This is a genomic window from Aminobacter sp. DSM 101952, from assembly GCF_001424795.1.
In the GTDB taxonomy this organism is placed as follows: domain Bacteria; phylum Pseudomonadota; class Alphaproteobacteria; order Rhizobiales; family Rhizobiaceae; genus Aminobacter; species Aminobacter aganoensis.
Map to the genome: position 1 here is coordinate 81,194 of NZ_LMCL01000004.1, position 23,644 is coordinate 104,837.

Genomic DNA, 23,644 nt, shown 5'->3' on the forward strand with positions numbered 1-23,644 from the left:
GGTCGAATCCAGCTTTTCCAGATGTAAGCCGGGTCTGACCGACGACGCAACTCGCAAACCTTAACGACGAACATGATTTTGGGGATTGAACTTGGCATTGTTCAGAAAGCAATTGCGTACCACACCGACCGACCAGGTCGCCGGTCCGCAGGACATATACGATCAGCACCTTTCCTGGGGTGAGAAAAACCGATCACTTCGTACCTTGATCGGCGTCATCCTGCTGGGGTTTGCCGTGGCCGGCTGGGCCGTCGCAGGTGTGCTGTCGTTTTCGGTGGCGCAGCTCTTTCCGCTTGTTCGCACCGAGGTCGTTCCGCTGATCGTCGATCGGAACACGGGTTACATGGAGACGGTAACCACGCTCGATAAAGACCGTGCGACGGTTTCGGAAAACCAGGCCGTGCGCGCAGCATTCGCCGGCAATTACGTCATTCGCCGCGAGACCTACGATCCCCGCTATCTATCGGATAATTTCGACATGATTGCGCTGTGGTCAGAACCGGGCTCACAGGCCTTCAAGGATTACGAGACCTGGATGAACCCCTCCAATCCGAGGGGACCGGTCAAGATGCTCGGCGCAACCGGAGAAATCCGCCCGGAAATCCTCTCGGTCAATCCGCTTAATCCATCGACCATGGCTGTTCGCTTCGAAACAAGGGAACGTCGCCGTGGTGGCGATGTCGTCACGCGCTGGTCGGCGACGATACGCTACCGGCAAATCAACCTGCCCGCCAGCAACCGGGTCCGTCTCTTCAATCCTCTCGGCTTTGTCGTGACCGAATATGCAAGGGTCCCCGAAACCATGCCGTCGGGGATCACGCCATGATGAGGCGGACGGCAGCAATTTCCCTCCTGGTACTGCTCGGGCCGCTGGCTGCACATGCTGAACTGGTCGCCCGGCCGGGACGCCTCGACCCAAGAATCCGGTCACTTCCCTATTCGGCCGAGCAGGTCTTCCTCGTAACGGGCACCTACGGGCTGGTCACGACGATCCTCTTCGGCGCCGATGAGGACATAACACAGGTCGTCGCCGGCGATACAGTCTCCTGGCAGATCCTCACTTCGGCTGATCGGCGCTCGCTCACCCTGAAACCGATGGAGAAGGACGCGGCCACCAACCTGTCGGTGGTCACGACGAAGCGAACCTATTCCTTCGACCTTCGTGTCAACGACACCAAAGCGATGCAGAACCAGACCTTCAAGTTGCGCTTCACCTATCCGGAAGACGCGGGTCTCAAAGGCACGGCGGAGCTCTGGAAACAGGCGCAGGATGCGCAGCGCAATCCCAACATCAAGAATATCCGCCGCGACAAGGTCAATTACGACTACGGGTTCAAGGGCAGCGACGGAGCCAAACCGCTCTGGGTCTTCGACGATGGATTGAAGACCTTCATGAAATTCACCGGTGACATCCCGGCAATCTTCATCGTCGATGGCAGGCGCCGCGAGAGCCTGGTGAATTATCGCCGCGAGGCCGACTACATCGTTATCGACAAGGTCTCGCGGCAATGGACGCTGCGCTTTGGTACCGAAGCCGAAACCTGCCTTTTCAATCTGAGGACAACGCCTGCCGATATACCGGCGCCGATCGAGGGCGCGGTATCGCCGAAGCGAATTGGCAGCGGGACATCCAACCAACAATCGCAATCAAGATAGGAGGCGCTCATGTCGGATCCCAACTACCATTCCATCGACGCTGATGCATCCATCGGCGGACAGGTCAGGCGCGGTGGTATAGGCCTCATGCGCCCGTTTGCAGTCGTCGCCAGCATCGCCGGCGTTGGTGTCGTCCTGTATTTCCTTCTGGCGGGTGGGGAGGCAGAGCCGCCGATCGACACGACCCCTCGCGAGGAATTCCGGCCGGTCCAGACACCGAGAAATGAAGGGTTCCGGACGCCGTCACCGCCACCGCTGCCCACGGTCGAAGTCCCCGCAGCACCACCTCCGCCTCCGCCACCACCGGCGCCGCGGGTGCCGGCCTCAGCTCCTGTCGCACCGCCTGCGGACATCGATTGCTCCCGGGGCAAAAATCCCGACGACCCGAAATGCATTGAGCTGGAGCGGAAGGCGAAGTTGCTGGAGCGCGTCCGCTCCTCCGCCATGGTCTTCGACCAATCCGACCAGACGAGAAGCGCTTCGGCGACGTCGTCCGACGCTGCTGGCGCAGGTCCGTTTGGGGCGAGTAGCACGGCCAGTGCATCAAATACCGTTACTGGAGATGGCGGCGGGGCTGTCGATGGCGATCGGGCCTTCCTGAAGGCGATGGGCGGACAGGGGGTGGAGGTGTCGGCCGCCACAGAAAATCGCCGTACCGATGCCTGGATACCGCAGGGCACGATGATCCGCGGTACGCTCGAAACAGCCATCAACTCCGATCTCGCCGGGATGGTGAAGGGGATTGTGCGTGAGGACGTCTATTCCTTCGATGGCCGTCGTATTCTTATCCCCGCCGGATCCTCGCTGATCGGTGATTACAAGTCCGGCGTCCAGAGGGGGCAGGAGCGGATCCTGATTGTCTGGACGCGGATGATCCGCGGCGACGGCGTCTCGGTGCAGCTCGGTTCCTATGGGACGGACCGTCTTGGCCGTTCGGGCATGACCGGCATGGTCGACAGAAAGAATTGGGAGCGGTTCGGACCGCCGGCGCTGATGACGCTGATCGGCGGCGCGACACAGTACATCGCGCAGCTTGGCCAGAAGGAAGACAGCTACATCACCATCGTTAACGACAACGGCACGGTCACCCGTATCCCGCAGGATAATGGGGAAAGTTCTCAGGACCGCGCCCGCTCGATAGCCGCAGAAACCATTGCATCGGGTATCCAGCAAATGGCAGCAACGGCGTTTGAGGATTCCCGCAACATCCGTCCGACCATTCACATTCCGCAGGGCTCCGATATCAATGTCTTCGTGACGCGCGATCTCGATTTTGCCGGCCTCTATCCTGACCCGGTGCGCGAAGAGTTCGAGCGGTTGCGCAAAGTGAGATACGGCAAATGAATGCCCGCCCCCAGATTTCCGCCGAACAGCACTTTCTGACCGAGGCGCTCGAGCCGATCCGGCTGTTCCTCGACGACCCCGCTGTCGTCGAAATCTCTTGCCAGCGCAGCAACGAAGTCTGGCTGGAGAAGATCGGCCAGCTCCGGATGGTGCGCCATGAAATCTCCGGACTGGACCAGGATGTCATCCGCCACATGGCGTCTCGCGCCGCTTCCTTCACAAAGCAGACGATCAATGCGGAGAATCCACTTTTGTCGGCGACACTGACAGGCGGCGAGCGCGTTCAGTTTGTTCTGAGCCCGACCTCGGCAACCGGTCACGCTTTCTCGATCCGCAAGCAGTTCATCCGACGGTTCGACCTCAACGACTATGAGGAAGCGGGCGCCTTCCGTTTCACCAAGGTCACCGGTGACGATTATCTCGATGATGTTGATATCGAGCTCTCGCGATTGTTGCGGATCGGAAAGGCGCGGGCTTTTCTGGAGCTGGCAGCCGCCAATCATCGCAGCATGCTGATCTCGGGTGGCACCTCCACCGGCAAGACGACCTTTCTCAACACGATGCTGACGGCAATCCCGAACCACGAGCGTTTCATCCTCATGCAGGACACGGCCGAGCTCGAACCCCGCCAGGAAAACGTCGTCTCGTTGCTGGTCTCGAAGGGCGGACAAGGGGAGGCGAGGGTGACAATGGGCGACCTGCTGGCGACGGCGCTTCGTCTCCGTCCCGACCGTATCTTCATGGGGGAGCTGCGCGGCGACGAGGCGTTCGATTTTTTGAATGCGATCAACACCGGTCACCCTGGCTCGATGTCAACGATCCACGCCAACTCGCCGCACCATGCCTTCAACCGCCTCTCGACGCTGGTGCTGAACAGCAATGTCCGCATGGAACGCGATGATATCATTCGCTATATCCGCTCGATCATCCCGATCGTAGTCCAGTTGAAGAAGAGCGATGCCGCCGGCGGTCGCGGTGTCAGCGAGATCTATTTTGCCGACGAGGTTGATGAACATGGCCAGCGTATACACGGACGGAGAGATTGATCGCCCGAAATGGACGGGCCTCCAGAAGCTGTCTTACCTGACATTGCCGGTCGCGCTGCTTGGCGTGGTCTGCATATGGCTCGCCTTCTTCACGCTGATTTACGATGCCTACGTGGTGTCGTTCGGATCGACGTCGTATTTCGACTATGTGAGCCGGGTACGGTTCGGTGATGCTGCTCGCTACACCTGGTCGATCATCCATACGCGCAACACGGTCGGTTTGTCGCTTCTGGCATTCACGCTTGCGTCACCCTTCCTATTCTTTCTGATGTGCATCTGGATGCTGAAAGGAGGCAGGGCGCTATCGCGCAAAATCCTCTACCTCCTGCATGTCCGCTCGATGTTCAGTCTGATTGCCCTCACCGTGATGATACTTGCCGCCGCCTGGGCTGGCGCTTTTATCTACGGCTTCGCCTTTTATCTCGTTGCCACGAAAGCTGGCGAACATGCCGACATTGCCAGCTATTATGGTAGCCATCTTGCCGCCATGTATCAGGCACCGTTCGGCACGACCGATGCAGCCGGTGGCTACCAGCGGCCATCCCGGCAGACGGTCCAGGCCACACTTGCGGGGCTCGCCGCAGCCGGCGCGCTGGTGGGGTTTCCGATCGGTGCAGCAATCCAGAAGCGCCAGCAGATGATCATGGGCAAGGCCCGCCTTGCGACCCTCAAGGATGCGGCTGACTTTCGCCTGCGCGACAAGCACGGGATCGTGCTCGGGTTGAAACAAGGGCTTCTTCTGCGCAACGACGGTGACCAGCATGTGATGCTGATCGGCTCGCCGGGGCAGGGGAAATCACGCGGCTTTGTCATCCCCTCGATGATGAGTTTCGAGGGGTCGCAGGTCGTGCTCGACATGAGCGGTGAGTTGTTCGAGGAGACTTCCGGTTTTCTGAAGGACAAGGGCTTTGAGACCTTCCTGCTGGCGCCGGGATCGAAATTCACCGACGGTTACAATCCGCTCGACCTGATCAGCACCGATCCGCACCAGCGCATCACCGATCTCCAGAAGCTGACACAGATGCTGCTGCCGGAACGATTGCGCTCGGATTCCTCCGATTTCTGGGAGGAAAGCGCCCGGATCCTGCTCACCGCCATGCTTGGCTTCGTGCTCGAATGCCCCGACACCCGCAAGTCGCTCAGCGAACTGTACCGTATCCTCAACTCGATGTCCGACGAGCGCACGGCGATCGTCCAGCTGCTGGAGAACTACGAAACGGTCCTCTCCGACCAGACCCGCATGCAGCTTACCAAATTTGCCGGCCGGCATGAAAAGCTGGGTGAGGGGATTGCGGCCGAAATCGTCGCCAAACTCAATTTCCTGCAGAACCCGCTCGTGGAGGCGTTGACATCAATCACCACCATTCCGGTCGATACCATACGGAAGCGCAAGCTGGTGATCTATATCCAGGCCGACTGGAATGCCATCCAGATCTACGAGCGCCTGATCTCGATGTTCATCCAGCAAATGGCCGACAAGCTGGTTCAGATGGGTCCGTTGCCCAACGGTGAGCACGAAGTCATGATGATGCTTGATGAGTTCGGCAATGGCGGCCGCATCGACACGGTGCTGACGCTCGCGCCCCTGATACGAAAGAACGGTGTGCGTTTCGTCTTCATTCTCCAGGACGGCGCCCAGTTGGAGCGGTTGTACCAGCGGTCTGGACAGAAGATCCTGATGGGGGCATCGACGATCAAGGTCTTCATGAATTTCCAGAACCAGGACGATGCGATGGCGGTCTCGTTGGCGGCCGGGAAGACGACGGAATGGGTCGAGCAATCGTCTTACTCCCATCGCCACGGTCGCCGTCAGCGCTCGATCTCGAAAGTGCCGGTCTCCGTCGACCTCCTGCCGGTCAACACGCTGATGATGATGAAGCCAGAGGAGGCGATCCTGCAGGTCACCGGCATGCCGGTGATGCGGATCATGAAACTGGATGCTGGCGGCGAACGGATGTTTGCGAAAGTGCGAAAGTTCAAGATGGTGCCGAAGCCCTGTATGAAGCCCGTTGAGTGGACGATTGCTGACAGTGACCGTTTCGGATCTCTCGCGCGCTCCGCGCCGGGTGATCAGGGCGGTAATTCCGAACCCGGAGCTGACCTAGACCTTGCTGCGGTCGAGCGCGTCCGCAAGCCCCAGGATTTGCGCTTTGTGGTCAAGGAAGGCATTCGTCACGTTTATATTTCTTCCCTCGATGAGCTACGGAGGCGGCTCGACCTCGATGAGACGCGCGCGGCAGGTGTCGCCGAAGAAGACCTCGGCGGCGGGCAACCGCAGCCGGCTCGTAAGCCTGCGCATGGTCCGCCCAGCCGGAAAGCAAAGCGGGGCGAGACAAAAGATGCGCACACCGAATCCGCTGACGACGTCGATCTTGATATCGATGAAGAAAAGCTTGGCCAGAGCGTCTATTCCGGATCTCCAGTAAAGCGGCGCAGTCAACGGGATGGCTCAGGCGTTCCTACAGGTGCTGCCGGCGAACGGTCGTCCGGTTTGCCCATTCTGAAACGCCAGGACGTGAAGGAAGCATTCGGAGGTGATCTTAAAGCCCTGAATGACGTCATCTTCCAGCAGGCCGGCGAAAATGTGGTTGAACCAGGAGATTTGAATGCGGACGTCGAGCTCTTGATAGACACGCTTTCAGGCAGGTTGTCGGAGGATAGTTCGAGAGCCTGGCTGCGCGAGTTCGCGGACACGGCGCGCGATCCGCTGGGCGAAGAAGATGCGGAGCCCGACAGCGTGCCGGGCCGCACGTAGTGGGCCAGCGTCAAACCAAACCCCAGTTTACAGGGCTCGACAAGAAGCGGTCGTGCTCCCCAGCGCAAGGACAACGGCAACCATGGCCAAAATCGAACGTCTCTCAACCCGGCACGTTTCCAGTGATCGTAGCCTCGAACGGATCGTGGCCGCGGCCAGGGCCGAACCGGGGCTGTGGCTGATGATAAAGGAGCGAGAAATGGAGCTGAGAACAATGCGGGCCGAACTAGAGCGTCTCGGTGCGAAGGAGGGCGATATCGACCATCTGTTTCCGCAACGGCTGAAGCCAACCCTGTCTGAACTTGCCGACGATCTCGTCTCACGCATGTTCGGAGGCTGCCCTCCAGACATGCTGGCTCCGGTTCAGGATACCCTGCTTGCTGCCGCAAGGCACGACCTGGATGCCTCGCCGGGTTGAAGAACCCGCATGGCCTCCGAGGCGTCACTTCAGACATGTCGAACCTTCTCGATCACCCACTCTTGCAGCCGTTTCGCTGTATTTTGTGCGTTCGCCTCGCCGAGGTCCTGGGGAAAAATACTGAACATCGGGCCGAGATGCTTCATGCGGGGAACGGTCTTGTCCTTGGCGTCGCGATACTCTTCCGTTTCCATACCGAAGGCCTCGATGATCAAAATAGCGGTTCCATGGTCCTTGTAGGTTGCTTCCAGGATGAAATCCGGCCGGCAGGGCCCAAGCGGTGTTTCGATTGCAAAGAGCGGCTTGGTGATCTTGATTCGGAGATCAGGAATGCTTTCAAATAGCGACCCCTGAAGCCAGAAGAGGAGATGGCACACATCTCTTTCGAAACCGGATTCCACCGGAAACAGCGTGTCGCCATTGTAGACCGGCTGGGCGTAGGCCTGGACAGCCCGCGCTGGCCCTTCGTCGTCGTCGCCGAAGTCCACGTTAAGCAAACCGAGGAAGGGGCCTCGATGTGCCGGGTCGCCGCGCAAGGGTTGTCGCACTTTCCCGAGCACCTCGATTGAACGCGAGGACGAGGCGGGCATGATTGCCTGCGCGGAAACGCTTTTCGCAAAAAGCAGCATGAAGCCGGTTCGGCGAAGCGTTCCGGGCCAGTCCGGACGTGAGGTTTCGAGCAGGCGTTGCCAGCGGCTACCTGATGCCCAGTAGTCGGCCGCCCACGTCGACAGCAAGGCGTTGAGAGACCATGTTCTCAAGACCCGAAGGTGCCTGGCAGCGGCGCGCAGCTCTGACAGCTGATTTCGAAGCGAAGGGTCGTGGTCATCCTGCAGTGGCGGAACGGCATTCATGCCAGCGTCATCAAGCAGGCGCCATAGGATGCCGCCGAGCCTGGACGGCCTGTCGTTGCGTTCCGTCGAGCGGTTAATCTCGTGGTTTGCGACGTCAGCAAGGCGGTCTGGAATGGCCGGCAATGCATCGATGTAACTCTGATCAGTTTTTCGGAGAGGCCGAATGTGATAGCTACGGTCGATGAGCGCCGGCGTGGCGTCCTTATCCACGTGAAATGGGCAGGTGCTTGTATGATTTGGCCGCTCTTCATGTCGAAGAGGGTCCTCGTCCTTTGATGTCAGTCGTCGCAGCGTATAGGTATGCTCTTGCCGGATCGGGGCAAGTAGTGGCTGGAACCGGCCGGCGAGACAGTCGCACTCGATCCAGCCGTTCATCACTTTGGCTTGCCGGATCACAGCGAGAGCGATTGCCTTATCGGCATTGGAAGCAGCGTCGCCGTACCAGGCGCGCAGTGCTGCGGCTTCTTCCTCGGTGAGCTCTGCCAGACAGTGAGCGGGGCCGTTTCTGACAACTATCCGCATGAATTTTGCGAACCCACAGGATGCAGGTCTTCCTCCGGTCCTGCGGACCAAGCAGCTCCACTTGCATGGGCGGATAGGGCCGGTGTAGGAAGCATAACAAGCTTGTGAACTGCCCCGTTTAAAATATGGACAACAATTGGTTTACGCTTGGGCGGTGTGGTTTGCAGTCGACGGGTAACGGATGAGCAAAAGAGTTTCAAGGATATTTCCAATGCGCCGCCATGGCGCGCCTTGCCGTCACCTTGTCGGCATGTGCGTCTGTCGCTGCGTAAGTACGGTCCTGTCCGGGGATGGTGGCCGATGCCTCGTCTGAAACGCGAGCCGCCTGTCGAGGCCGTCGACATTTCTGTACTCGACTCCCTGTCGTTCCAGGAGAGGCTTGCCATTGGCCTCGAACGGTTGAAGGCCCAGCGCAAGTTGACAAATCGGGATCTGGCCGAGCAACTCGGCGTGCACGAAGCATATATATCGCAGGTGACGCGTGCGCTGCGGGACGTCAAGCTGTCGACGCTCGACAAGATGCAGCGTGAGTGGGATGTTGTCATCGAGGATTTACTCAAGATCACCGAAGCCGACCTCCCTCGGGTAGCGGTCTGGAAAGCCCGCCGCAAGAAACAGAAATCTGCCGAGACAGACCAGTGAGCGCTAGTGGTTCAGGTTGAACCAGAACCTCTCTTTCACCCCGTCCTCGTTTGGAATATCGAAATAGTAGGGATCCGCGCGCCGCGGGCGCGGAGTGGCGACCTGCTGTATGCAGCTTTCGCCATCCCGATTGCTGTTGAAGTAGTGGCCCGAGGTCCCGCAGACATTGACCGTTTTGATGCACTGGTTGGGTTCACCCCGCCAATTGTTGTCGCCGCCTGAAGAAGAGTAGCCGACAGTCGTTCCCGCGGGGCAATCCTCGTAGGTTTCGTGGCCCGGCTTACCGGAATTGGCCTCGTGGCAAATCGGCCAGGAGAAGCCGGGCTTGGACATGGCGGTGATGAGTTTTTGCATGGGTGGAACGCAATAGGGGACGCCATGCCAGGATGGGCTTTTCGATGCGGCACACAGCAGAACCTGACATCCCCATTCGGCGTCCTGTGCCTTTGCTGACACCCCAGAAAACGTGCTTATCAAGCCTGCGGCCAAGAACATGATCGCTTTCACCGTCCGTCTCCTTTGAGTGATCTATTGGATCTGCACCCAGGTGCCGTCGATTTTCGCAAAAGACAGGGTGCCGGGCTGCGTCGTACCCGCGAAGGAACCGCTTGTTGTTGTGATGATGCCGGTACAGGTGACACCGGGTACGGCCTGACGAGGTTTGCACTCCGAGATGCGGATCGAGCGGCCCGATTTGGCGATCGCGGCACTCGCTTGACTGTCGTCGGGAAAGTCAAATGTCGGCTGCCGTTGAAGCTCACTCTCGAGCCGCGCGACCTCCTGTTCAAGCTCCGCCATCCTGTCGGCCCGTTCAAACTCGTTGATCGTGTACCCGCCGGCAGATCCCACGACGAAAGCAATGCCGGCGGCGACAAGCGATCCGTAGTCGAGCTTCTTCATCGGCAACCTCAATATCCTTCGATCCCGAGGCGCTTCAGGATAGCGATCGGATTGGTTTCGCACTCCGATTTCCATTCGCGATGCTTGGCGCAGGCGTAGGCGTATTGGCTAAGGTCGGCCGAAGACAGGTCTGCAAGCCTGTTGCCAACCGCCTTCCATTGCTGCACGTCTGCCGGATCACAACCAGCACCGCCCGCACCGCAAAAGTCCGGATCGCGTTGCTCGATCTGGGTTTGGGTGGCGCCGTCCTGCGCGCCGGCGGCAACCGGAGAAACAGCCAGTAGAATGGCAATAATGGTCGAAGTTTCGAAAGGGCGTTTCATTTAACCTCCGTGCACCTGCGTGAACGACAGTGCTTTGTCGGGAGTGACGGGCAGGGGCAGAGGAAGCCCCTCTTCTGTGGCCGACGCGGGGCCATCAGACACATCACCAGGCTCTGGCGATGCATTGCAGAGCCAGGGAGGAGACAGGTCAGGCGACGACCAGATGCCGAAACCAAGCCCTCTCGCCCTTCTTTCAATATCGAAATAGGCCGGGACTTGGGGTTCATTACGATAGTTGAAGGCGTAGCCGATCCCTTCCGCGATTGCCGTCGCTGCAAGATTTGTCTCGCCAACAAAACAATGCGCGATCAGGTTCTTGTTGCTGTCGCGACCTATAGGCGCGCAGTTGACGTCCTGGCCAAGAGTTCGAAGGATCATCCAGGCACGCGAGACCTGACCGACAGGCCATGTCACACCTTCGGTCGTTGCGTTCTGCGCCAGTCTGGGGGCTTCATATCCAGCCAGACGGATAAGCTGACGCGTTTTGACGAACTCGAATGTGGTGCCATCAATGACCTGAACCTTGCCGTATATCTGACGGGGAACGTCGGATGGGCGGGCTTGCGCCAGCGTCCCTGTCGGGATGAGGGCGAGGACAATCGTCAAGATGGTGGCAAGCTTCATCGCGACACTCCGGCTTGTTGCATCAGAACAGAGACGGGGTGCGGCAAATCGGAATAGTCCCAAAGACCCGCGCGGGCGGTGCGGGCGCTTTCCTCGGCGACTCTATATCCGGGAACAATGACCTGGCCAGTGCTGTCGACTGCCGCAAATCCCCATCCTTGCGCGATAACGTAGGTCGCAAGATCATATCGGTGCTCCCCGGCAGTCGTCTGGCATGCAACCACGGCATTGTTCTGGTCGACCAACTGAATGGTGGCGCAGACGGGCTTTGTGTCCCTGACCAACGCCTGCATCATGATCACGTTGAGTTCACCGCAGTCGCGCGAAGTCCCCTGAGATAGGGCAACGGTAGTCCCGCGCAGGCATGACTGTAGACCATAGAGCCGGTACCGTCGCCCGTTTGAGACCCAGCTATCGCCGGTCTCAAACTGCGCATGCGTCGGGAATGGTGTGAATGCGGAAGATGGCGGAAGCGCCGCGTCTTCCGTGGGAGGAGCATCAGCTTGCGATGCCTGGACGGGAACGACCGGCAGCCTAGAAGGCTGCATTTGTGTTAACTCGCCACCGGTGAGCATCGGCATTATGACGAAGCCTGCGTAGAAGCCGGAGACTGCGATCGTGGAAATAAGCATCAAAGTTCCGATCCGCATCAGTGCATTGTCGGATTTGCGCGGTAACGCTCGCCGTAGGGATGGAGGAAATGGGCGCTGGCCCAGATACCGGCTTTCGTTCCTCGCGCGCCTTGTTCCGCCCGAGCATATTCCGGGAAGATGGGCTGGCCAGTCCGATCACGGAAAGCAAACGCCACTCCTTTGCTGATCAGCACCTCGGAAAGTGATCGCACCGTGTCTCCGTCCATGAAAAAGCATTCCGCATATCGAACCGTCGGCTCGCCTGGGGTCCGCCCGAGCTCATGGCAGGGGAATGCAGTGCCAGCGATAGCCTGTACCTCGCCGATGGTCGCCGTCATCGCGGCAAGCGAGATCATGGCACAGGTGGCTCTGACACCCGAATATTCGAGTGGCTCGGTCGAAAGGCAACCCTGAAGGCCTGCGAGTTTAATGATCGTTCCATCCGCAGCGAGAAACGCGCTGCCGCCCAACGCGGCTTTCGGGCTGACACTTTGAAGATCGAGTCGCGTTGTGATCGAGGATGTATCGAGTGGTGTTGGCGACGCGGGGACCAGGTCCTGCCCCTGAACATAGGCCTGCTGGTAGTAGCTCACGAACTCCCCAGCCGCATCCGCCCTCACTGTTTCGGGCAGTGAGACCAGAGCACCAAAAAGGCCATAAATGAGGTGGCGAGAAGATCGCCATGCGCCATTCTTCATGTTCGCATCCGTCACCTGTTGACTTTTTTGAACATGCACGAAATTGTACTGTAGTGCAAGTATGGAAAAGCTCTGAAAATTGAGGTAAGGTTGTTCAGACGTTTGATTTGTGTGTGGGGATAAGAGGATGGCGATGTATCGGAAGGCGCTCACGGTCTTCACTCTTCCATTCCGCGCTGTTTGGTTGTTGATCAAGATTGCAGGCTTTTTGCTGGTGTCAGCGGCATGCCTTCTGGTTGCGGCCTTCGTCGGCTACTGGATCGTCCTGACGGTTTCCTATGCTTTTCTGCCGCTTGAAACGACCGAGAACATTTGGGCGTGGGCTTCCAATCTCTATGATCGATTGGCTTGGTTCAAGGCGGCGACAATCGCCGCGTTCTTGCTGCTCATCCTCCCGATCCTTCGGTTTTGGCCGGGCGGAGATCCGATTGTCGAGGCGTTACGTGAGCGCGACATGAGGCGGTTTCAGGAGGGCGTAGTCGCAGCCCGACTACAGGAAGAAGTAAGAGCAAAGCTTCGCGGCCGATAAGAGAAAGCGTTTCCCTCGTGTCAGGTGGGGAGCGAAGGCAACTTGCCGAATCGGATGGATTTCGATCTTCCGCATGCGAACGTGTGGGCGGGATCGGTTGATCGTGACATCGGTTTCGGCTCAAAGGGTGAGAAATCCAATGATAGTCAAACCTCTCTCGCTCGCCATATCGACCTTCAAAGGCGGGGCCGGAAAGTCGACCCTGAACGTCAATCTTGCTGCGGAGTTCGCCCAGCAAGGTCACAGGACGCTTCTGATCGATTGCGACGAGCAGGAATCGTCGACGCGCTGGTTTAATGTATCCATGAAGCGGGGGCTGTTACCGACCGACGGAACATTGTTACATTTGCGCGTAGCGCCGGGAGACAGATTCCGTGAGCGACTCGACAAGGCTCCGGAGGCAGATATCCGGATCTATGATGTCGGCGGTTATGTGCATCAACGTGCGATCGAGGTTTACCACGAGTGCGATGCAATCCTCATTCCGGTCATTCCTGAGCCGACGGCTGCAACATCGGCAATCAAAGTCGCTACAATTTTGACGGAGATAGGCCGGAAGCGGGATCGTGGGCCGATCCCCTACGCGGCGATCTGGAACTACGTGGACATGATTGCGCTCAAACATAATCGATCCCTTCCCGAGGTTCATGCCATCTTGGCGAGCGGCCGGATTCCGATGGTTGAGACAGTCATCCGCAAGAGCAACCATTTCAGCGATGTCGGGGCGGGTTATGGTTCCCTCTACTCCAAGCTTGCGGGTATCGCAGACAATCCGTCGTTGACGCCGTCGGCCAAACAGCGGGCGTCAGAAAGCGTGCTCGACGCAATCGATCTGGTGAAGAGGATCAACAACGAGTTCATCGGACTTCTGCAGGCGGAGGCCGCCTAAACGATGTCGAGGGAAAGAACGCCTGCCGGAAACATTCTCGCCCTTGCCCGATCCCGTGAAGAGCAGGTTAAGGACGTGGAGGAGGCCGCGACATCGTATATGCCGACGACCATCGACCTCGACACACTCATGCCCGATGGTGATGCACAACGAGAGGAAACAGCGTCTTCTGAGGCCGATGTGCCTAAGGCCCACACGCCAGCCAGGCAAGAACGCAAGGGGCGACCTGTGGCGCCGGCGCCGGCCAAGGCGGATGGCGTGTCCAGCAAACGAAAACGGATATCGCTCTATCTCGAAGACGACGTGTTGACGAAGATTTTCAGGGTTTCGTTGGAGAGCCATGAGCAACTGTCGTCGGCAACGCACAGGCTCATCCTGGAGGCGCTGAAGGCGAGGGGGCTGTAGATCGCATGCGACAGCCGCCCATCATGTTTCGCCTACCAGATCACGTCCTGAGGAATGTCGACGCTCTCGCCGGGCGGCTCGACGTCTCCGTCAACATCGTCGCCAAGCTGATCGTCACCAGGGAGATCATGCACGTTCCCGCAATGCTCGAGGAACATGATCGGCAAATGGCGAACATGCATCAGTTTCTCCGCGAACTTGCCTGGCGCAATGAGGCATTTTTAGCGCAAGAGGTCGGACACGCCGAGGGCACCAGATTGATTGCACAGAAGCTGGATGAGGTGATGGGGTCCATCGACGCCATCCGCGATGCCGCCTTTGTTCGGCCGTCGTCTTACATTGTCGAGCTCATCAGGAAACACGATGAACAAGGTCTCCAGAAATCCCTCGAAGTCTAGACCTGAAGGTCGGCGACTGCCGAGCTATCTTGATTTGATCGAAGACGATCTGCGCCGACGTGGCGGCGGCGGAGGCGGAAAACCATCGCCGGCCGGCCAGAGCAAGAGACCGTCGACCAAGCATGCCGGCGCGGCCTCGGCGATTAGCCGGGCCGCGGGCAACAATGCTGTGGTGGTCAAGGTCCTGTCCTATGGTGCCGGTGCTGGTTCCGCCCGTAACGTGCTTGCCTACCAGAGCAAGGAAGAAAAGGCTCAGGATCAGGACGGTCGCGAAGTATCGGATCTGAACGAAGCGGTGCGTTCATGGGAAAGGGATTTCGGCAATCGCAAGGGGAGCAGCGACGTGCTGCGTCTGACTTACGAGCTTGAAAACACCCGCCGGGAAGGCGTAGCCCGCGCACTTGCTTCACTCGCCGCCGACGGTTTTCATAAAGCCGGCGACCCTGCAAGAACCTACGCCTTCAGTGTGAGCGACGGCGTAAACGGGCAAACAAGATTGCATTTCGCACTCGTTATTGCTCATGAAAAGAAGGACAGGTCGGATCGAAGCACCGGCAATCGCATTCCAGGAGAACTCGATGTGGCGCATGCGATCGATGCACGCCTGGATGAAGCTTTCCGGAAAGAGGGGCTCACCCCGATCTCGCGATACCCCGCCGAGTTCTCGTCAGGCCCGAAAGGGCTAACGGCGACGCTGCACGCCATGCAGCGCAAGGGCGCGGAGGTGACGCTTTCGACGACGACGCATGTCGAGGAGCGCCCTGGCAGGAGCGGACGTTATCTCCATGGCACTGAGCGGCGCGAAATCACCACTGCTGATCACAAGCAGCTTGCGGCAGAAGGGAAAGTCGTTGGCGCTCTGATGCAGACCCGACAGCCGCGGGATTTCATGCACCTGTTGCTGTCAGGACCGGCAAATGTCGATCGCGAAAAGCTTATTGACGCTGGCCGTGATTTCCTGAGAGAGCAATTTTCAGGGCACCGCTATGCCTCGGCAGTCCACAATCGCAGCGATCTCGACAAGCATCCACACATGCATGTGATTGTCGCCCTGCGTAACTCCAATGGCAAAATGCTCAATCCGAACATCCGCGATTTTACCGAATGGCGGCTCCGTTTCGCCGACAAGGCCCGTGAACGTGGCATCCCGATCGATCGTCAAAAGCGCCTCGAGCGGGCCGGCCCGCCTCCCGTGAAGCGTTGGGAATGGGAGATGTTCCGGCGGATGGGAGCCACGGCTCCGAGCAACGTCGTCGACAAAGTCCTGGCAAAGATTCGAGATACACCGACTTCTCCCAGATTGCAGGATGCTCAAAAGCGGCTCGATCAGAGCCGGCGCTCAGTCGGACTTGTTCTGAAGATGCTGGACGGGATAGCAAAGGACCGATCCGCTCCCAGCACGGCGCGCGAACTTAGTCAGGACCTGTCTATAGGGCTCCAACGTGAATACCAGCGGCTTGAAACAGCCGTCCGTGCCGGTCGTGACCCAACAAACGAAAAAGGAGCAGAGCACATGCTGAGATCCACACCTATAAGCGCCGCCCAGGCGAAGGCCGCGAAGGAGACTCTGGCGAGCACCGCCGTTAGCCTGGCTACAAAGATTGCCAATCCATCCGATCGGCTGATCTTCGAGCAGGCAACCAAGATCATTGGGAAAGTCGTTGGGCTCCAACTCGACTCACGCGTGGCCAAAAACCGCGATCTCGGTGAAGTCGGGAAAGACAAAAGCGGCCTTGATAGTTTGGCGACGAAATCTGCGGCCGGTCGAGATCACGTTGCAGAGCAGGGTGTCGTCAACAAGAGTTCGAACAACCGGACGATCGATCAAACGCGCATTGCCCGGTCCAATGCCGAGCACGACAGGCCCGAAGCCGATCGCGACCGTGACAAGACCCAACAACGTACGCGAGAGGCGCAAAAATCGGTCAAGCTTCGCGCTCCTCAGGAAAAAGATCGGGACCGCAGTCGCTGAAACGTTCTCCACCCTGCATCTAGGCTGAGCGACGCCGGTTCGAACTCAAGATTCTTTGGATCTCGTCGTTGAGCCATCGGGCTTCCATGGTTTCAGAGGGATAGGGAAATTGCGGATTCGTTTCGAGCGGAGAAGGAACAGGTTGATCACCTTGCACCCCAAAATAGTGGATGCCGGTTATGCCCGCCTCACTTGCTGCAAGCAGTCCCGCGGCGGTGCTACTGACCAATATGGTCTCCTTCTTTTCGACACCGTACCACTCGATCGCACGCAACACCGTATTAGCGGTAACCCTGCGGCGCCGCCCATCTCGAACTTGAAGGAGCGCGGGTTCTTGCAAAAAAGTGCCCCATCGCATCCAGAAGTCCGGTACGGCGCCTCGAGTCTTCAATAGATCGTCGAGTATCCGGGTCAGAGCCACGAATTCAGAGCTGCCGTGGGTTCCGCCGTCCATGCCCCTTGTGTCCGAAATAAAGCCGAAACGAACCCCCGCCTCACGAAGCTGCTGCAGCATCTGGACAAACACGTTGCTGACATCCCCCAACATAAAGTCGCGGGTGGAATTATTCAGTCGCAAAAGGGTGCCATCTCTTTCAAAGATGACAAGGCCCGTTGAACCAATTCTTCGCAAAATGCTGTCGCTGATGTTCATTGCCTGGCGATCAAAGCTGGCCGCCAGCTTTGCCTTCTTGAAACGAAAAACTTCAGTCCGTCCCTCCCGGTTCTGGTTGGCTTCCAGTAATACCGGTCAAGCGGTCATGAGCGCTGGCATTTCGACTTCCCGCTTGGAAAACGAACGGCCCGAATACAGGGGGACGCTGACCTGCAGGCTCTGTTGCATTTGCGCCCGCACGCGCTGTGAGACCTCGAACACTCCACAGCACACCGGAAATCTGCCATAGCCATCTGCGCGACCGAGCTCATCGAACTCAGCTCCGGCGCGCTTGTACAATCTCCGCATTTGCGGTTCATAGTTCGAGATCAGGGTATCGATGCCGTTATCGAGGGCAACTTCGCAAAGCGCCAGAAGGAGCAGACAAAAGGCACGATCAGGACGTAGGTCAAGGAGATCGCGGTCTATTGCCTCTTCGTCTATGCACATACGTGTCCCTTCCCAGATTCCCGGTGCGATGAGATCGCATGCATTGGGGAATGTCTCACGGAAGACGTCGTATAAAAGTGTGGGACCCGTCGTCGGCATGAGGCGGACCGATCCGTAGAGTTTCTCTGTGCTGTCATCACACCAGAACAGATAGGCAGGATGCAGATCGTCATATTGGTCGCGCTCGCAAGCGCCGGATACGCTAACCTTCCAGCATAATTGATCCGCAAACACTCTCTTGCGCAGTCGAAACGATTGATCAAGCAGATGCCGGTACCTGTCGAATTCGTGGGCTTGCACAAGAAGATACATCTTTGCCTCCATCGTTTGATGGTAAGCAACATGAAGATTGCTCGGATAACGATAAATACCCCAAGATGGTACCCCCAACTAGGGGTATTGCGAAAACGCCCATATTCGATAACGGCCGTCGCAAAGCCAGCAAATGTGTCTTTCATCCGCGAGCGTTTCGTGCCTGCTAAGGGAAAATGAGTGTTAGACCGTCCGGAAGCCGTTTCCCAGCAGTCAACTGGTTGACTGACTGCATCAGCGACTGCCTGTCGACGCGGAAATGGCGGTATAGATCGCGGATCGTTCCGGTTTGTCCAAAATGCTCGACGCCGTGGGAGATCGTCCGGTGCCCCGCAACGGCGCCCAGCCAAGACAAGGTCGCCGGGTGTCCGTCGATGACGGTAACGATGTCGCAGTCGCGAGGCAGGGGATCGAGCAGCGTCTCGATATGACTCCGCGCTCTCGGATTGCCGCGCGCGCTCCCTCTGCGCGGCCGTCCACCCGGCATTGAGACGGTCGGCCGACGTTACGGCGAGCACGCCGATGTCCCGTCTCGCTTCGCCGATCACACCAACAGCGGCGATAGCCTCGTCGGCGACCGCGCCCTGATAGGCGATGACGACAGCGCAGTTCGGCCCCGGCTTGCGCAGCCAATAGGCGCCATCGATGGCGCCCTGCCGGAAGTCGTCGTCGACGCGCTTTGCCGGTTGCTCGAGCGGCTTGGTGGTGAGGCGCAGATACACCGACCCGCCGGTCTCGTCGCGCAGCCATGTGCGCTCGTCCCTCTGTCCTTCACCGTCGCGCTGTAGATAGTCGAAAGCCCATTCCATGATGACGGCAAGTTCGTCGGCAAAGGCGGGCTCGAACGCCGCCAACCCATCCTGGCTCATGCCGATCAAGGGCGTTCCGATGGACTGGTGCGCACCGCCCTCGGGAGCCAGTGTTATGCCCGAGGGCGTGCCGACGATGATGAAGCGCGCATCCTGATAACAGGCGTAGTTGAGCGCATCGAGGCCGCGGCACACGAAGGGATCGTAGACTGTGCCGATCGGTATCAGCCGCTTGCCGAATAGGGAGTGGCTGAGGCCGGCCGCGCCGAGCAGCAGGAAGAGGTTCATCTCGGCGATGCCCAGTTCCACATGCTGCCCCTTCGGCGTAAATTCCCATTTCGCGGTCGAGGGGATGCGGTACTCGATGAAGGCATCCGCCATGGCCTCGCGGGCAAAGAGCTTGCGCCGGTTGACCCAAGGACCAAGGCTGGTCGTGCCGGTGACGTCCGGCGACGTCGTTAATATGCGAGCGGCCAGTTTGCTTTCGCCCTTGGCGAGATCGTCGAGGATCTTGCCGAAGGCGGCTTGGGTCGATATCTCGCGCGCGCTGTCGATTTCGATCGGCGGGACGTCGATGTGCGCGTCATCGTGGCGCCGGGGTCCCTTCGAGAAGAAAGGCACGTTCGCAAGAAACTGCTTCAGGCCGGGAATGTCGCCGACACTGGCGAACGGTTCCCACTCCTGCCCGGCGGCAATGCCCATATGCGCCTGCCAGTCGGCGAACTGCTTGCTGTTCATCAGCCCGCCGTGGTTGTCCTTGTGACCGGCTATCGGCGTGCCCCAGCCCTTGATCGTATAGGCGAGAAAGCAGGTCGGGCGATCGGGATCAATCCGGGCGAAGGCATCTGCCATCGTCTCCACGCAGTTGCCGCCGAGATTTTCCATCAAGGCGGCAAGCTCGGAGTCGCTGCGGCGGTCGATGAGAGAGGATATGTCGCCCTGGTCGCCGAGGTCGTCCATCAGGCGTTTCCGCCACACCGCGCCGCCCATGAAGGTCAGCGCCGCGTAGTCCTGGTTGGGGCACCGGTCTATCCAGTCCCGCAGCCGGTCTCCACCCGGCTCCTCAAAGGCTGTGCGCTGCAGGGCGCCGTATTTGACGCGAACGACATCCCAGCCGAAGGCATCGAAAATTTTCTCGATGCGCTCGAACAGTCCCTCGCGAACGATGCCGTCGAGGGATTGGCGATTGTAGTCGATGATCCACCAGCAATTGCGTAGGTCGTTCTTCCAGCCCTCCTGCAGGGTCTCGTAGATATTCCCCTCATCGAGCTCGGCATCGCCCATCAAGGCAACCATGTGGCCGCATGCCAGATCGTCCCCCCACTCCTTCGCCCGAATGAAGTCCTGGACGATGGAGGCCAGCGCCGTGATGCCGACGCCAAGCCCGACCGAACCCGTCGAGAAATCGACATCGTCTATATCCTTGGTTCGGCTGGGGTAGCTCTGCACGCCGCCCAAGCCACGGAAGTTTTCCATCTTCTCCCGCGTCTGGTTTCCCATGAGATAGTGTATGGCATGGAAGACCGGCGAGGCATGCGGCTTGACGGCGACCCTGTCCTCGGGCCGGAGCGCCGAAAAGTAGAGCGCCGTCATGATCGACACCATTGAGGCCGAACTGGCCTGATGGCCGCCGATCTTGATGCCGTCGACCTTGGGCCGGACATGATTGGCGTTGTGGATCATCCAGTGCGACAACCATAGCAGTCGCTGTTCGATGGTCTTGAGGTGCAGGCGTCGGAAATCTATCATCGGTGCGTCCACAACTGCGGTGAGGGGTCGGGCTCGGAAAGAGGGCTCAGCCCTCCCTGTAGTAATAGCTGTAGCCGTTGAGCGCCGGCGCGCCGCCGAGATGGGCATAGAGCACTCTCGATCCCTCCGGGAAAAAGCCCTTGCGCGTCAGGTCGATCATTCCCTGCATCGACTTGCCCTCGTATACCGGATCGGTGATCATTGCCTCGGTGCGAGCGGCGAGGCGGATGGCGTCGTTCGTCTCCTCCGAGGGAACGCCATAGGCCGGATAGGCGAAGTCCGGATTTATGACGATCTCGTCTTCGCGAACCTTGCGCCCCAGGCCGACCAGTTCCGATGTATTGTCGACGATCGCCCGCACCTGCGCCCGGGTCTGGTCGAGCGTACCGGAGGCATCGATCCCGATCACCCGGTCGGCGCGGTCCTGCGCGGCGAAACCGACGATCATGCCGGCCTGGGTGGAGCCCGCGACGACGCACACGACGATGTAGTCGAATTTGAAGCCGAGCGCCTCTTCCTGTTCCGCGACCTCTTCGGCGAAACCGATATAGCCGAGCGCACCGTATTTGTGCACCGATGCACCGGCGGGGATCGGGTAGGGCTTGCCGCCTTGATCCTTGACGGACTGGATAGCGTCCTCCCAGCTCTTGCGGATGCCAATGTCGAAGCCGTCGTCGACAAGGCGGCTGTCGGCGCCCATCAGGCGGGTCATCAGGATGTTGCCGACGCGATCATAAACGGCGTCATAGTGTGGCACCCAATTCTCCTGGATCACCACGCATTTCATGCCGATCTTGGCGGCGGTCGCGGCGACCATTCGTGTGTGGTTCGACTGCACCCCACCGATCGAGACAAGCGTGTCCGCACCCGAGGCGATTGCGTCCGGCACGGTATATTCCAGTTTGCGCAGCTTGTTCCCCCCATGGCGAGGCCCGAATTGCAGTCGTCACGCTTGGCGTAAATCTGCACCTTTCCACCCAGCGCTTCGGTCAGGCGTGGCAGATGCTCGATCGGAGTCGGCCCGAAGGTGAGGGGGTAGCGTTCAAAACTTGCGAGAAGGGACATCGGGGGCTCCGGAAAGGGTGGATCGGTGTTTGCACGTCACCCACAGAGTAATGGACCTTTGCTGAAAGGTGCTTCCGAAATCAGCCCTACTTATGTAGCCTATTGGATGAACGGGCGAATTAATGAAGAGAATGATCTCATCATAGGTAAAAATATGGAAGAATCTCTCAAGGGCTTATTGGACCGCGCGGATTTGCGCATCCTGCGAACGCTTCAGGCCGAAGGACGACTGACCAATGCGGAACTGGCGACCCGGGTCAATGCCAGCGCAGCAACCTGCCATCGACGCACCCAGCGCCTATTCGAAGAGGGCTACATTACCGGCGTTCGTGCCGAAATCGCACCGGCGTCGGTTGGCCTCGGGGCACTCGTTATGGTCGGCGTCGTATTGGATCGATCGACCCCGGACAGCTTTGCCGCATTCGAGGGGGCGGTCCTCGAACTGAAGGAAGTGCTGGACTGCAATCTGGTGGCTGGTGACTTCGACTATCTTTTGAAGATCCGCGTGCGCGACATGGCGGATTTCAACAAACTGCACGGCAACAAGCTGATCGCACTGCCCGGTGTCCGACAGACACGGACGTTTTTTGTCATGAAGAAAGTCAAGGACAATGCGCGCCTTCCATTCTAAGGTTGGGTCACTTCACAGGTATGGCGGCGCCGCACCCCCAAAAGGTTTGATCAGGCGCATCTGTATCGCCCGCGCGATGGTAAAGGTTATGGAGCCGCCTCCGAGTTTGTGGCGGGCTGACTTGATATAGGCGCGGATAGTATGCTCCGACAATTTTAACATGACCGCGATGTCGATGCTGTCTTTGCCCAAGGCCGTCCAATGCAGGCACTCGATTTCACGGCTCGAGAGTTGCGGAACCGGATCGTGTTCGCCGTGTAGCTGAAAGATAGCTTTATGATGGATGAGAAAGGCGACATCTGCCCATTCACTCCGGTATCGGCTGACGGTCTCGCTCCATTGATATGTAGACTGGTGTGAATTGATCGAGAAGAGTGCTCTGCGCGCCTTGTGGAGTATGGGAATGGAATAGCCGTTGGGACCGATCCCGTGATTATAGGCATCCAGCAGGAAGTCTCGGGCATTTATCGGCACTTCAACTTCACGCCAGTCGAACGGTATTTGCCTGATGAGGCCCTCACGAAGTATCGGGTCGATTTTGACATAATCGCGCAGCAGATAGCGGGAAACCCATGTCGGCCCGTAGGTGGTCCGGACGAACGGGGTGTCGACAACATCGGCCACCGTTAATGCGAGATGGTAGGTTACGAAGTCCAGACCATAGGCGCGCTGGAAGATTGGTAGGGCATCTTCGACGGTCGGTGCCGCTCCGACGTCTGCAAGAAGTTTTTCCACCCTGTTTGGTTGTTGCACTCCCATCAATCTTCCCCCTTGTGAGCAATCATTAAAGGTATTACATTTAACTGTGAGTTCATGCTGAACCGCGACTTGCAGGGCATCCGAAGCTAACCGGCATGCCTCATCTGCGCGAGAACTTTCTTGCGGAAAACTTCTGCAGGCGTTCGATAGCCAAGGCATTTGCGCGGCGTTGCGTTGAGCCGGCTGCAAATTTCTATCAAGTCCGCGTCGGTGACCGTGAGTGGGTCGACTTCTCTTGAAAGCCATTTCCTCACCCGGCGGTTGGTGTTCTCGACAGTGCCTTTTTGCCACGGAGATTGTGGATCACAGAACCAGGTTTGCGTACCGATGCTTGCCTGAAGATAGGGCCAATCAGTGAACTCTGTTCCGCGGTCGAACGTGATCGATCGGCGGGCGAGGTGGGGCAGGGCTTGCAGAACACGAACAAGGCCATCCATGACGGGCCGGGATTGCCGGTCGTTGTTGCGTAGGAAGATTGCAAAGCGGCTGACCCTTTCTACGAGCGATGTCACGTTTGCCTTCCCAAACTTCTTCCGGAACTGGATCAGATCACATTCCCAATGACCAAATTGTTTGCGCTCGGCAACAGCATCCGGCCGCCGCAAGATGG

Annotated in this window: 23 protein-coding genes and 3 pseudogenes; 13 read left to right on the top strand and 13 right to left on the bottom strand. The window is 58.7% G+C overall.

The features are described from left to right. Positions 1-91: 91 nt before the first annotated feature. The 6 genes from ASC75_RS06350 to ASC75_RS06375 all read left to right on the top strand — a co-directional run bounded on the left by ASC75_RS06350 (position 92) and on the right by ASC75_RS06375 (position 7,219). Positions 92-826 (top strand): type IV secretion system protein, encoded by a 735-nt coding sequence (locus ASC75_RS06350; protein WP_055972011.1) that lies wholly within the window; start codon positions 92-94, stop codon positions 824-826. Continuing rightward, complete coding sequence (locus ASC75_RS06355) at positions 823-1,656, top strand: TrbG/VirB9 family P-type conjugative transfer protein (RefSeq protein ID WP_055971892.1); 834 nt, start codon at positions 823-825, stop codon at positions 1,654-1,656. The genes ASC75_RS06350 and ASC75_RS06355 overlap by 4 nt, the downstream gene beginning before the upstream one ends. Positions 1,657-1,665: 9 nt before the next feature. Continuing rightward, positions 1,666-3,000 carry a type IV secretion system protein VirB10 gene (gene virB10, locus ASC75_RS06360; protein WP_055971895.1) on the top strand — a complete coding sequence of 445 codons (1,335 nt, stop codon included), beginning with the start codon at positions 1,666-1,668 and terminating at the stop codon, positions 2,998-3,000. Continuing rightward, complete coding sequence (gene virB11 / locus ASC75_RS06365; protein WP_055971897.1) at positions 2,997-4,046, top strand: P-type DNA transfer ATPase VirB11; 1,050 nt, start codon at positions 2,997-2,999, stop codon at positions 4,044-4,046. Before virB10 ends, virB11 begins: the two co-directional genes overlap by 4 nt. After that, a complete protein-coding gene (locus ASC75_RS06370) occupies positions 4,015-6,801 on the top strand; it encodes a type IV secretory system conjugative DNA transfer family protein (RefSeq protein ID WP_055971900.1) in 2,787 nt (928 codons plus the stop codon). Before virB11 ends, ASC75_RS06370 begins: the two co-directional genes overlap by 32 nt. Before the next feature lie 82 nt (positions 6,802-6,883). Then, complete coding sequence (locus ASC75_RS06375) at positions 6,884-7,219, top strand: hypothetical protein (RefSeq protein ID WP_055971903.1); 336 nt, start codon at positions 6,884-6,886, stop codon at positions 7,217-7,219. Between the two features lie 29 nt (positions 7,220-7,248). Here the strand turns inward: ASC75_RS06375 and ASC75_RS06380 are convergent, their stop codons facing one another. Further along, a complete protein-coding gene (locus ASC75_RS06380; RefSeq protein ID WP_055971904.1) occupies positions 7,249-8,595 on the bottom strand; it encodes a hypothetical protein in 1,347 nt (448 codons plus the stop codon). A 300-nt stretch (positions 8,596-8,895) separates the two neighbouring features. Here ASC75_RS06380 and ASC75_RS06385 point away from each other — a divergent pair, with 300 nt between their 5' ends. After that, positions 8,896-9,237 (top strand): helix-turn-helix transcriptional regulator, encoded by a 342-nt coding sequence (locus tag ASC75_RS06385; RefSeq protein ID WP_055971907.1) that lies wholly within the window; start codon positions 8,896-8,898, stop codon positions 9,235-9,237. Positions 9,238-9,240: 3 nt separating this feature from the next. Here ASC75_RS06385 and ASC75_RS06390 read toward each other — a convergent pair whose 3' ends face one another. From ASC75_RS06390 to ASC75_RS06415, 6 genes are read right to left on the bottom strand one after another with little or no spacing between them, the layout of a single operon-like run. Beyond that, positions 9,241-9,744: a hypothetical protein gene (locus ASC75_RS06390; RefSeq protein ID WP_147181618.1), complete on the bottom strand. Its 504-nt coding sequence runs from the start codon at positions 9,742-9,744 to the stop codon at positions 9,241-9,243. 21 nt (positions 9,745-9,765) lie between these two features. Further along, positions 9,766-10,137 (bottom strand): hypothetical protein, encoded by a 372-nt coding sequence (locus ASC75_RS06395; RefSeq protein WP_055972013.1) that lies wholly within the window; start codon positions 10,135-10,137, stop codon positions 9,766-9,768. A gap of 8 nt (positions 10,138-10,145) precedes the next feature. After that, positions 10,146-10,460 carry a hypothetical protein gene (locus ASC75_RS06400; protein WP_055971913.1) on the bottom strand — a complete coding sequence of 105 codons (315 nt, stop codon included), beginning with the start codon at positions 10,458-10,460 and terminating at the stop codon, positions 10,146-10,148. Beyond that, the gene (locus ASC75_RS06405; RefSeq protein WP_055971916.1) at positions 10,461-11,084 is read right to left on the bottom strand and encodes a thermonuclease family protein; all 624 of its coding nucleotides are present in this window, start codon (positions 11,082-11,084) and stop codon (positions 10,461-10,463) included. Next, a complete protein-coding gene (locus tag ASC75_RS06410; RefSeq protein WP_055972016.1) occupies positions 11,081-11,716 on the bottom strand; it encodes a hypothetical protein in 636 nt (211 codons plus the stop codon). Before ASC75_RS06410 ends, ASC75_RS06405 begins: the two co-directional genes overlap by 4 nt. Positions 11,717-11,733: 17 nt before the next feature. Continuing rightward, on the bottom strand, positions 11,734-12,576 hold the full coding sequence (locus tag ASC75_RS06415; protein ID WP_235916750.1) for a nuclease: 843 nt from the start codon (positions 12,574-12,576) through the stop codon (positions 11,734-11,736). Here ASC75_RS06415 and ASC75_RS06420 point away from each other — a divergent pair. The 5 genes from ASC75_RS06420 (at position 12,542) to ASC75_RS06440 (ending at position 16,607) form a co-directional block, all read left to right on the top strand. Then, positions 12,542-12,943 (top strand): hypothetical protein, encoded by a 402-nt coding sequence (locus tag ASC75_RS06420; protein WP_055971919.1) that lies wholly within the window; start codon positions 12,542-12,544, stop codon positions 12,941-12,943. The two genes, ASC75_RS06415 and ASC75_RS06420, sit on opposite strands and share 35 nt — an antisense overlap. Positions 12,944-13,082: 139 nt before the next feature. Further along, positions 13,083-13,832 (top strand): ParA family protein, encoded by a 750-nt coding sequence (locus tag ASC75_RS06425; RefSeq protein ID WP_055971924.1) that lies wholly within the window; start codon positions 13,083-13,085, stop codon positions 13,830-13,832. A gap of 3 nt (positions 13,833-13,835) precedes the next feature. Then, positions 13,836-14,237 carry a hypothetical protein gene (locus tag ASC75_RS06430; RefSeq protein WP_055971927.1) on the top strand — a complete coding sequence of 134 codons (402 nt, stop codon included), beginning with the start codon at positions 13,836-13,838 and terminating at the stop codon, positions 14,235-14,237. Between the two features lie 5 nt (positions 14,238-14,242). Further along, positions 14,243-14,635 (top strand): hypothetical protein, encoded by a 393-nt coding sequence (locus ASC75_RS06435; RefSeq protein WP_055971929.1) that lies wholly within the window; start codon positions 14,243-14,245, stop codon positions 14,633-14,635. Next, on the top strand, positions 14,601-16,607 hold the full coding sequence (locus ASC75_RS06440) for a relaxase/mobilization nuclease domain-containing protein (RefSeq protein WP_235916756.1): 2,007 nt from the start codon (positions 14,601-14,603) through the stop codon (positions 16,605-16,607). The genes ASC75_RS06435 and ASC75_RS06440 overlap by 35 nt, the downstream gene beginning before the upstream one ends. Before the next feature lie 19 nt (positions 16,608-16,626). Here the strand turns inward: ASC75_RS06440 and ASC75_RS06445 are convergent, their stop codons facing one another. The 4 genes and pseudogenes from ASC75_RS06445 to ASC75_RS06460 all read right to left on the bottom strand — a co-directional run bounded on the left by ASC75_RS06445 (position 16,627) and on the right by ASC75_RS06460 (position 21,644). Then, positions 16,627-17,259, bottom strand: coding sequence for a hypothetical protein (locus tag ASC75_RS06445; protein WP_055971933.1), 633 nt, complete (start codon positions 17,257-17,259; stop codon positions 16,627-16,629). 96 nt (positions 17,260-17,355) lie between these two features. Further along, positions 17,356-18,021, bottom strand: coding sequence for an acyl-homoserine-lactone synthase (locus ASC75_RS06450; RefSeq protein WP_055972026.1), 666 nt, complete (start codon positions 18,019-18,021; stop codon positions 17,356-17,358). A 166-nt stretch (positions 18,022-18,187) separates the two neighbouring features. Beyond that, positions 18,188-20,579: pseudogene (locus ASC75_RS06455) on the bottom strand (transketolase). 46 nt (positions 20,580-20,625) lie between these two features. Further along, positions 20,626-21,644 (bottom strand): annotated as a pseudogene (locus tag ASC75_RS06460) (1-aminocyclopropane-1-carboxylate deaminase). A gap of 154 nt (positions 21,645-21,798) precedes the next feature. On the opposite strand from ASC75_RS06460, the gene ASC75_RS06465 reads away from it, so the two are divergent. After that, positions 21,799-22,275, top strand: coding sequence for an Lrp/AsnC ligand binding domain-containing protein (locus tag ASC75_RS06465; RefSeq protein ID WP_055971936.1), 477 nt, complete (start codon positions 21,799-21,801; stop codon positions 22,273-22,275). Positions 22,276-22,287: 12 nt separating this feature from the next. Here ASC75_RS06465 and ASC75_RS06470 read toward each other — a convergent pair whose 3' ends face one another. After that, on the bottom strand, positions 22,288-23,034 hold the full coding sequence (locus ASC75_RS06470) for an autoinducer binding domain-containing protein (RefSeq protein WP_055971939.1): 747 nt from the start codon (positions 23,032-23,034) through the stop codon (positions 22,288-22,290). An 86-nt stretch (positions 23,035-23,120) separates the two neighbouring features. Continuing rightward, positions 23,121-23,642: pseudogene (locus ASC75_RS25185) on the bottom strand (IS30 family transposase); the annotation flags it as partial. Positions 23,643-23,644 lie beyond the last annotated feature (2 nt).

Bases quoted from the DNA above. Each gene is read 5' to 3' on its own strand.
- ASC75_RS06355 (WP_055971892.1), top strand. From the start codon at position 823: ATGATGAGGCGGACGGCAGCAATTTCCCTCCTGGTACTGCTCGGGCCG.
- virB10 (WP_055971895.1), top strand. From the start codon at position 1,666: ATGTCGGATCCCAACTACCATTCCATCGACGCTGATGCATCCATCGGC.
- virB11 (WP_055971897.1), top strand. From the start codon at position 2,997: ATGAATGCCCGCCCCCAGATTTCCGCCGAACAGCACTTTCTGACCGAG.
- ASC75_RS06370 (WP_055971900.1), top strand. From the start codon at position 4,015: ATGGCCAGCGTATACACGGACGGAGAGATTGATCGCCCGAAATGGACG.
- ASC75_RS06375 (WP_055971903.1), top strand. From the start codon at position 6,884: ATGGCCAAAATCGAACGTCTCTCAACCCGGCACGTTTCCAGTGATCGT.
- ASC75_RS06380 (WP_055971904.1), bottom strand. From the start codon at position 8,595: ATGCGGATAGTTGTCAGAAACGGCCCCGCTCACTGTCTGGCAGAGCTC.
- ASC75_RS06385 (WP_055971907.1), top strand. From the start codon at position 8,896: ATGCCTCGTCTGAAACGCGAGCCGCCTGTCGAGGCCGTCGACATTTCT.
- ASC75_RS06395 (WP_055972013.1), bottom strand. From the start codon at position 10,137: ATGAAGAAGCTCGACTACGGATCGCTTGTCGCCGCCGGCATTGCTTTC.
- ASC75_RS06400 (WP_055971913.1), bottom strand. From the start codon at position 10,460: ATGAAACGCCCTTTCGAAACTTCGACCATTATTGCCATTCTACTGGCT.
- ASC75_RS06405 (WP_055971916.1), bottom strand. From the start codon at position 11,084: ATGAAGCTTGCCACCATCTTGACGATTGTCCTCGCCCTCATCCCGACA.
- ASC75_RS06410 (WP_055972016.1), bottom strand. From the start codon at position 11,716: ATGCTTATTTCCACGATCGCAGTCTCCGGCTTCTACGCAGGCTTCGTC.
- ASC75_RS06420 (WP_055971919.1), top strand. From the start codon at position 12,542: ATGGCGATGTATCGGAAGGCGCTCACGGTCTTCACTCTTCCATTCCGC.
- ASC75_RS06425 (WP_055971924.1), top strand. From the start codon at position 13,083: ATGATAGTCAAACCTCTCTCGCTCGCCATATCGACCTTCAAAGGCGGG.
- ASC75_RS06430 (WP_055971927.1), top strand. From the start codon at position 13,836: ATGTCGAGGGAAAGAACGCCTGCCGGAAACATTCTCGCCCTTGCCCGA.
- ASC75_RS06435 (WP_055971929.1), top strand. From the start codon at position 14,243: ATGCGACAGCCGCCCATCATGTTTCGCCTACCAGATCACGTCCTGAGG.
- ASC75_RS06440 (WP_235916756.1), top strand. From the start codon at position 14,601: ATGAACAAGGTCTCCAGAAATCCCTCGAAGTCTAGACCTGAAGGTCGG.
- ASC75_RS06445 (WP_055971933.1), bottom strand. From the start codon at position 17,259: ATGAACATCAGCGACAGCATTTTGCGAAGAATTGGTTCAACGGGCCTT.
- ASC75_RS06450 (WP_055972026.1), bottom strand. From the start codon at position 18,021: ATGTATCTTCTTGTGCAAGCCCACGAATTCGACAGGTACCGGCATCTG.
- ASC75_RS06465 (WP_055971936.1), top strand. From the start codon at position 21,799: ATGGAAGAATCTCTCAAGGGCTTATTGGACCGCGCGGATTTGCGCATC.
- ASC75_RS06470 (WP_055971939.1), bottom strand. From the start codon at position 23,034: ATGGGAGTGCAACAACCAAACAGGGTGGAAAAACTTCTTGCAGACGTC.